Annotated in this window: 8 protein-coding genes and 1 pseudogene; 5 read left to right on the top strand and 4 right to left on the bottom strand. The window is 43.0% G+C overall.

The genetic code is table 11. From position 1 onward, the window contains the following. Positions 1-243: pseudogene (locus EO95_RS05150) on the top strand (hypothetical protein); the annotation flags it as partial. Between the two features lie 560 nt (positions 244-803). Here EO95_RS05150 and EO95_RS05145 read toward each other — a convergent pair. Next, on the bottom strand, positions 804-1,010 hold the full coding sequence (locus EO95_RS05145) for a hypothetical protein (RefSeq protein ID WP_048132791.1): 207 nt from the start codon (positions 1,008-1,010) through the stop codon (positions 804-806). Positions 1,011-1,218: 208 nt separating this feature from the next. On the opposite strand from EO95_RS05145, the gene EO95_RS05140 reads away from it, so the two are divergent. Beyond that, positions 1,219-2,400: a tetratricopeptide repeat protein gene (locus EO95_RS05140; protein ID WP_048132789.1), complete on the top strand. Its 1,182-nt coding sequence runs from the start codon at positions 1,219-1,221 to the stop codon at positions 2,398-2,400. Between the two features lie 139 nt (positions 2,401-2,539). On the opposite strand, the gene glgP is transcribed toward EO95_RS05140, so the two are convergent. Next, positions 2,540-4,219, bottom strand: a complete 1,680-nt coding sequence (gene glgP / locus EO95_RS05135; protein ID WP_048132788.1) for an alpha-glucan family phosphorylase — start codon at positions 4,217-4,219, stop codon at positions 2,540-2,542. A gap of 632 nt (positions 4,220-4,851) precedes the next feature. Here glgP and EO95_RS05130 point away from each other — a divergent pair. Further along, positions 4,852-5,844 (top strand): GAF domain-containing protein, encoded by a 993-nt coding sequence (locus EO95_RS05130; RefSeq protein WP_048132786.1) that lies wholly within the window; start codon positions 4,852-4,854, stop codon positions 5,842-5,844. 295 nt (positions 5,845-6,139) lie between these two features. Then, entirely contained in the window at positions 6,140-6,298 is a 159-nt protein-coding gene (locus EO95_RS17465; protein WP_156163981.1) for a DUF2227 family putative metal-binding protein, read from the top strand. 230 nt (positions 6,299-6,528) lie between these two features. Here the strand turns inward: EO95_RS17465 and EO95_RS05125 are convergent, their stop codons facing one another. Together EO95_RS05125 and EO95_RS05120 are read right to left on the bottom strand one after the other, a co-directional pair. Continuing rightward, positions 6,529-7,035 (bottom strand): CIA30 family protein, encoded by a 507-nt coding sequence (locus tag EO95_RS05125; protein WP_156161254.1) that lies wholly within the window; start codon positions 7,033-7,035, stop codon positions 6,529-6,531. Between the two features lie 153 nt (positions 7,036-7,188). After that, complete coding sequence (locus EO95_RS05120) at positions 7,189-7,716, bottom strand: hypothetical protein (protein WP_048132782.1); 528 nt, start codon at positions 7,714-7,716, stop codon at positions 7,189-7,191. A 385-nt stretch (positions 7,717-8,101) separates the two neighbouring features. Between EO95_RS05120 and EO95_RS05115 the strand changes: the two genes are divergently transcribed. Then, a partial coding sequence (locus EO95_RS05115) for a pyridoxamine 5'-phosphate oxidase family protein (RefSeq protein WP_048132780.1) occupies positions 8,102-8,507 on the top strand: 406 nt, incomplete at its 3' end.

Below are 8,507 nucleotides of genomic sequence, written 5' to 3'. Positions count from 1 at the left end.
ACGGCATACGAGATAGGAGTCCGTCTCGTGGGCTCGGAGATGTGTATAAGAGACAGGTACAGGGAAGCCCCGGAAACCTTCAATAAAAACTACATTGCCTACCTTTCTGCGGGTTCGACAATGCCCCCTGAAGAAAAACTCAAGAAATATTTCGGAATCGAAATCAACAGGCAGCTCTTTGAAGATGCCATGGACGTCGTGGAATTGAGAATTCAGGAACTTAATAAACTGGAAAATGGCTGATGAACCTGAATTTCTCTTAAACCTTTTTTCCCTTTACTTCTTTTTTGGTGGTTCACCAGGAGATACTGAATTCAGAACTGTCTTTCCTGTCCGAAGAACACTTTCCTTGATCTCGGGAGCCTCATTTTAATTCACAGATAAATATAAGCGCCTCCGCCAGCTTGTCTGGCGGCCCTGCAAAAAAAGCAGAAAAGAGAAGCCAAAATGAAAAAAGACTCAAAAAATGTATTTTTCAGGCAGAATTCGATTTTTTCATTTTCTGTTTTTTACGGCTTCTTCGATAGTTTTTCACTTTCGGGTTTTTTCTTCTGTTATATCTTTTTGGGAAAGACCGCTCTCCTGCGTCGAGCGTGACAAAAACGACATGATAAAGTGAATGACGTTGTATGGATTGAGAAATATCTATAAATTAGTCCAATTGAGTGCAGTGAAGCTCATAGCTAAAATCCATAAATTAGTCCGCTTGAGCGAGCGAAGCGAGTGAAACGGACTGCGGACTGTTGCACTTGCAGTGCAACTCCCGGAAAATCTCCGAGTTCCTGAGCAACCTGTTTCTTCATTCAGGCATTGTAGGCATCATAGATCTGTGCGACCCATACAACCATTCCCATTAAAATCCCTATTCCGATAATGCTCATGAATGCGCTGATTAGCAGGGCTGCCCAGACGCCAAGTGCCTTGAACACGTGCCCCTTTACAAGCTGGCCCAGACCGGGGATGAAAAAAGAGAATAGAGCTGGGACGCCGTGCGTTTGTTTGTAACTCATAAATTTACCCTCCCTTATTTATAGCAAATATGCTGACTAAATGCTAATTAATAAAAATATTCGTGACTTTAATTAATTTGTGTAATTATTAAAATATGGGGTAATGAGTTCTTTAGTAAAATGAATAACTGCAAGCTTCGAAAAAGGCTTATTATCCTCAGGACTCGAAAACACCGATACGACTAAACCGAAACTCTCAACGAAAATTATGATCCACAAAAAGCAAACCGAAAAACCCTTTGAATGGGACCCTCCTGCTCCTTCAACAGTCTATATTAAAATCAAAAATCTTCCGTATGAAACCTTCAAAACGCGGCTGAACCAGGGACTGGTTACTACCGAGCTTGACCAGATACGGTACCGTCTGGAGAGGCACATCTACTGCTGCGGGGTCTGTTCAAAATACATAAACGGGTACTGTATAATCACTAACCGAAGGGCTGAGTCCGGATGGATCTGCAAGTCCTTCGTGCCAAAAGAGGAGTTTATATATCTTGATACCAGGCCTGACCGGGAGGATTCGGCAGGGTTCAGATACCTCTCTGAAACCGGGCTTGAAAAGGACATTCCCGGAGGTGGGGGGGAAGACGGAAGTCCGGAAAGCACAGAGGCAGAAGACCTCTATGAAAAAGGAGTGGCTCTTTACAGACAGGGAAGGTTAAGACTCGCGATTCAAGCCTTTGACCGTGTGCTTGAAGAAAAACCTCTGGATTTTGCAGCCATGTTCCGTAAAGGAAATTCCCTGCTGAAACTCAAACGCTATGAAGAAGCTCTCGAGATCTTCAAAAGAGCCTCGGAAATTAGGCCCGATAACGCAGGGCTCTGGGCTAACCTGGGGTTTGCTCTAACAAAGCTTGAGCACTTCCGGGAAGCTCTTGAGGCTTTTGAGAAATCGATTTTCCTGAACCCTGTGCAGAAACACGCCTGGGAAGGCAAGGATGCAGTGCTCGCCCGAATACGCTTTTGTGAAGAGAAACTCAGCGAATCTGAAAAAGCCCTGGAAAGAAATCCTGATGACCCGGATACCCTGTTTGAAATTGGGAAACTCCATCTCAGACTTGGAGAGCAGGAAAAAGCTGTGCAGTCTTTTAAAAAAGCTCTTGAGATAAAACCTGAAAATGCCGAAGCCTGGCAGCTCCGGGGAAAAATTCTCTTTAAAGCCGGTTCGGAAAAAGAGGCACTGCACGCTTTTGAGAAGGCAACCCGTCTTAAGCCCGATCATCCCGAAGCCTGGTATGAAAAGGGAATGGTTTTCCTTAAACTTGGAAATCCGAGGGGAGCAGAAAATGCTTTTAAGATTGCAGCTGACCTCTGGGATAGTAAAGGGCTCAAAACAAAAGCTGAAAGTGCCCGTGAAAAAGTTAAAAGGCTGAGTACCGAGAAAGCATAACCTTTTCGGGACTTTTTTCCTTCAACTTCTACTTTTTATGTTTTCTGTTTTTTAATTGTTCTCATACGCTCCCTGATTTCTAAATAATATTAATCGATTAATCAGAGTAGCCTGATTCCTGAAGTTTACAGATATAAGTTTACAGATAAGCATGAGTTACATAACGCCGCATCATCCTGTGGCTGTTGAAATAATATGCAACCATACCTATTGAGTTGTTAATCAGTTTAAACCACTCATCTTTGCGGTCGTAATACATGGGGACGATAATGTAGTAGAGTTTGTTGTAAAGGTCATCAAGCTCAGAGAGCCTGGCTTCTTCTACGGAAAGATGTTCTTCGGGCTGGGGCCCTATTGACCAGCCAGTTACCCCTTCGATCCACCCTTCAATCCACCAGCCATCAAGTATGCTAAAATTTACGACCCCATTATGGGCAGCTTTCATGCCGCTCGTGCCCGAGGCTTCATAAGGGCGGGTTGGAGTGTTCAGCCAGAGGTCAACTCCGGAAACCATTTTAGCGGCCAGGTCCATATCATAATTTTCCAGAAAGACGATCTTGATCTCGTTCCGGAGCGTTTCTATGGTTTTGAAAATATCTCTTATGAGCTGTTTTCCAGCCTCGTCGTGCGGATGGGCTTTGCCTGCAAAGATAAGCTGAATCCTGCCTCTCCTGTTTACCTTTCTGAGCCTTTCAAGGTCGGAGAGGATTAAGGTTGCACGTTTATACTCTGTCATACGCCGTGCAAAACCTATTGTCAGGGTCTCATAGTCCATGCCTGCCCCTGTTCTTTTGTTAACCTCATCTATGAGCGCTTTTTTTGCATTCCAGTGAGCTTCCCAGATCTCGTCATCCGGGATTCCTCCGATCCTTACCAGGAGTTCGGGTTCATTTGCCCAGCCCGGAAGATAGCGGTCAAAAAGTTGCCTGAAAAAAGGAGAGGTCCAGGTATAGGAGTGAACACCGTTTGTTATTGCCTGGATTGAATATCCGGGAAAAAGTTCGCTTGAGACCCGGCTGTGCCGTTTTGTGACGCCGTTGACATAGTTGGACAGGTTAAGGGCAAAAAGGCTCGTATTAAAACGGTCTGCCCCTCCGAACCTTCGGAGGATTTCCACCTCGTTTTTATCCCGGATCAGGTCTTCCACAAGCCCGTAATCAAACTTGTCATGCCCTGCTTCCACAGGAGTATGGGTGGTAAAAATACAGAGGTCCTTTACTTTCGTAGGGTCCTTACCATTGCGTTTTAAAAGTTCCAGAGCAAGCAGGCTTGAGTGCCCTTCATTCATATGGTATTTCCGGATCTTAAAGCCAAGTGCCTCAAGCATCCTCACTCCCCCTATCCCGAGCACAATTTCCTGCCTGAGCCTGTAGGGATGTTCACCCCCATAAAGAAAATCGGTGATCCCGCGGTCTTCCCAGGAGTTCCCTTCTACATTGGTATCGAGAAAAATAATGGGTACGCAGCCACCTGTCAGGCTCTTGCAGTTATAGTGCCATGCCTGGATTTTAACGTCCCTGTCCTGAATTTTAACGCTCACTTCCTGCTGCATTTTGGTCATCAAATGTGAAGGGTCCCACTCTTCAGTTTGTTCGGTCTGGCTTCCGGAGGCGTCAAGACTTTGCCTGAAATATCCTTTATTGCTAACCAGAGTTACAGCTACAAGCGGAATAGTAAGGTCTGAAGCCGAACGAATCGTATCGCCTGCAAGTACGCCCAGCCCTCCTGCATAGGTCGGGATTTCATTGCGAAGCCCTATTTCCATGGAAAAATAAGCAATTTTCTGTCCTTTCAATACTCCTTGAAAACTATCTTCCATATTGTAAATCCCCCTTTCTTTATCTTAGCACAGGTGCACTTAAAAAAGTCTCTGGTAATCGCCTTTCGTAAATGTATTTAATAATTATCACTGTAATTATCACTTTATCACTGTAATTATCACTGTAATTATCACTTTATCACTGTAATTATCACTGTAATTACCACTGTAATTATCTCTACTAATTATATTTAGGAAGATGGCTCCAGTGATATATTAAATAGACCTATTGAATTGACTTATAAAGTCAAACCAATCTTTCAATTAATCAGAACTCGTTTCTCAATGACTAATTTTTTTGATAATAGACGGCTGGCAGGATAAGGCAATAAAAGAATTCGTAAAAAAACTTATTTAATATCTCTTACCTGAAACTCCCAACTTCCGAAAAAAAGCCAGATTTGAGTTTGGTATATATATTTTTCCCATGGTTTTTATTTTTTCCTGTTAATTGCCATGTTTAGACATTCCATCGGTCAAACATTAATGAGCCTCTGCATCATGATACATCTGGAAGTTCAAACCACAATCTTTTTAATTTATTATGTGTTTCTATGTAGTTATAGCAAAAAGACTAAATATGTGATATTTTCTCATAGCTTCCTGTAAAAGGTTCCTGTATGGAGAATAAGATGGCTAAAGCGGCTTCGAACTCGGCTAAAAACGGAAGTAATGGCAGGCAAAAGTCCTGCAAATATCTCAATGAGATGGCTTTATGCAATGCACTTGAGATGGCAAAGGAGCTTATCTCAGTATTAAATAAAGTTCCTGTTACTGTTTTCCTGTGGCGGCCAGAGAAGTACTGGCCTGCAGAGTTTGTTTCTGAGAATATAAAGCAGTTCGGGTATACGGTAGAAGAATTCACGTCAGGAAAACTTCTATATGGGAACATTGTGCACCCTGACGACCTTGAAAGAGTCGAAAGAGAGCTCTCAAGAAGGATCGAAGAAGACAACGTTGATTTTTCTCAGGAATACCAGATACTGACAAAGTCCGGGGAAGTACGCTGGGTTGATGAAAGAACCTTTATCGAAGCCGATGAGAATGGAGTCGTAAAGTACCTTAAAGGCATAATTCTTGATATTACCGAAAGAAAACGAAAAGAGAAGCTGCTTTATATCCAGAGGGACCTTGGAATTGCTCTGAGCACTTCGACTTACCTGGATGAGACACTTGACAGGCTGCTTGATTCATGCCTTCAGATAGATGAAATCAATGCCGGTGGTATCTATCTGATTGATGAAGAGACCGGCGATATGACTCTTGCCATCCATCGCGGTCTCTCTCCTACCTTTGTCGAGAATGCCTCTTATTATAATGCAAATTCTCCAAATGCCAAGCTCGTTATGATAGGGCAGCCTGTCTATAAACAGCACATAGACCTCCTTCTGACCTCCAGAGATGATGTGCTCCGGCAGGAAAACCTCAGGGCTACGGCAATAATTCCCGTAAAGTCTGAAAAAAAGGTTATTGCCGCCTTTTATCTTTCCTCGAGGATGGAATATGAGCTTTCGGATAGTGTGCGCACTGTTATTGAAACCATTGCGACCCAGTTTGGGGTTTTTATTTCACGGATCCGGCTTGAAGAAAAACTAAAAGAATGTGTGAAGAAGCGAAAGGCTTGATTGCTTCTTCCATTTAGACTTCTACCCCTACCTTCCGGTCTTATTCAATTTGTTTTATATAAAAGAGCCGATTTATATTTAGTTTTCAGCCCAAAATCCAAAAACACCTCATTTTTCGAAAAAACGGAAATAGGTCTAAAAACGTGCCATCCGGAAAAACGCATGATAAAATAAACTTAGCTGTACCGTTCCTGGTACTGTTGAGTCTCTTTTTTCTGGAAAGACCAATTCTTCCTTTCCCTGAAAGTTAACTGAAAAGCCGGAGAATACTTATTTTTTCGGTTGCCTATCTCTGATGTTCTTTATAAGTTCGGACCCTGGCATAAAGAGCAGCCCATACCGGCGCGGGGGAGTCTTAAAGGTGATCTGGCATCCCCACCAGCGGTTTTTCGGGCACAGGGGAATCTTGCACCATCCGGTATTCGGCCCTGTGATCCTCACCCTCACCCCTTAAGTTTTGCTCTATTCCCTGCTCTATCCCCTGCTCTATACCCTGCTCATTCTTTTAGACATTGATGCTGGCAGGCTTCCTATATGGGTGGGATCAGCGATGCTTTTCGGGCTTGTGTTTTCAATGTAGGTTCATTACCTCTCAGACTTTGTGTGGAGTAAAATTATGCACACGAAGCGATAGCTGCTGGCTGGAAAAAACCCTTAATCTTGATACCTTAATCTTGATAACTATTACTTACCGTACACTTTTATGTGCTCGATTTCCAGATCAAAATCTCCTTTCTGTCCGGCAATCATGAAACCAAAGGATCTGATATCTTCAGGGTTTAGAGGAGCAGCGTTCTCCACTTTCCTGCCTCTGAAGAAGGGAAGGAACTTTCCAAAAGGAATTTCAACATCTATCCACTGCCCTTCCCGGGTTTCAAATATATGCTGGTATAGGAACCCGTCGTGATGCCTTTCGGTCTTCATGTTAAGCCTGTAGGTCTTCCCATCTCCTTTTACCCGGAGAAGGACGCCTTCAAAGGCTTTCAGGTCAAAGGTATCGTTTTTAGAGCGCACAGAAGCGAATCCCAGCAGTTCCTCATTCAGTTCTACCTCCCCTTTAAAGTGGGCCTTTCCTCCGGAATAAACCAGATGGCTTCTTGAAGTCCCGCCCATCACCCTATCGTCCATACTGACCCATTTAAGGGTTTCTGCCGGGTTTTTGAAATCAAAGACAAACATTTTTTTCTTCACTTCTTTATGTTTATTATAATCTTTATGGAATTGCAACTCACCCCTAATATTTGCTTTTTTCGGTCCGGGACAGTTGATATATCGAAAAAATACATCTCATGATCTCGAATATTGATAGGATTTTCCGGAACCTTCGGGGGGTGGAACTGTCCATCACCTGAAGCGCGGAAGGATAAGGGTCGTATCGCTACCTTCTATTGTTTTTGTTCCTGCGTTTTCTTCAAGTACGGCTCTGACATTTAAGGGTACTTCCCTGCAGAAGCATTTTCTAAGGTCCAGCTGAGTCATCAGTTCATGACAATCAAGGCTCATAACGAGGTCTTTATACCCGTCAGAATCAATGTCTCTGTATTCCATAGCATACGGCTCCACTTCCCCTGCCGACTTTACCGAACTTACCTTTACTGAGTTTTCCAGTATTTTTTCAACATCCAGTTCGGCCGATCCCAGGACCGCAATCTTCGTACTTCCCGACTCCATTGTTTTCACACAGTTGACATCTTTGTCAGGATTGACTCTGACTTCCACATCCATAACGTCTGTCTGTCCCTCTCCTCCCTGATCGGAAACATAAGATTCCGAGCTGGCGGCAGGAGATGCTGCGGTGGCTATCAGTAAAAAAATTAAACAGAAACAAGAAATTTTCAAGAATATTGAAATTTTTTGCATATCATAATTCATTGATGGTCTCCCCCTACATTTCTATAATGGATTTCAAAATACATATATTAACAGGAAATTATATTATGCATTGTATGTTTTTGAAAGAGTAGGCTTCAACCCAGCAGGCTGGCTCAGGATAAGAACTGATAATTATAAGCAAAATTTAATAAGCAAAATTTAAGAAGCAAAATTTAAGAAGCAAAATTTATAAGTTTTGTTTCTATAAATTGTATAGGGAAAACAACCGTGAACAGGGAGGAGAGTTTTTTCCTGTTATGGGATCAGAGGCCTATTGCAGATATGCAGATATCTTGCGGGTTCGAAATATGAGGCTTATCAAAAGCTTATCAAAGGCTTATTAAAAGAAGTTCTACTGAGTAATACTACAAACTGGTGGGGGAAGATGACAGACGAGCTCAAAGAGAAGATTTACGAGTACCTTGCAACTCATTACTACCTTAACCTGGCAACCGTAAGCCCGGAAGGAAAACCAATGGCCCATACTATGGCATATGTTTCCGAAAACGCAACCGTTTATTTTGCGACCAATAAAGACACCCGAAAAGTCCGGAACATAACGAACAACCCGAATGTGGCTTATACGGTTGATGAAGACGAACCTGACTGGTTTGGTATGCAGGCCCTCCAGGTGGAAGGTAAAGCCTCGATAGTGACCGATGAAGGAGATCTTCGGAGAGTCGGAGAAATCATGACAGCAAAATTCCCGATTACTGCTGATATGCCTCCTGATCCCTACACCATCCTGATAAAAGTTGAACCCGAAGTTGTTTATTTCCTGGATTACAGTG

Origin of the sequence: Methanosarcina sp. 1.H.T.1A.1 (assembly GCF_000979295.1) — an archaeon.
Taxonomy (GTDB): Archaea; Halobacteriota; Methanosarcinia; order Methanosarcinales; family Methanosarcinaceae; genus Methanosarcina.
The sequence above is the reverse complement of the archived record's forward strand: the minus strand, read 5'-3'. Positions and strand labels throughout refer to the sequence as shown.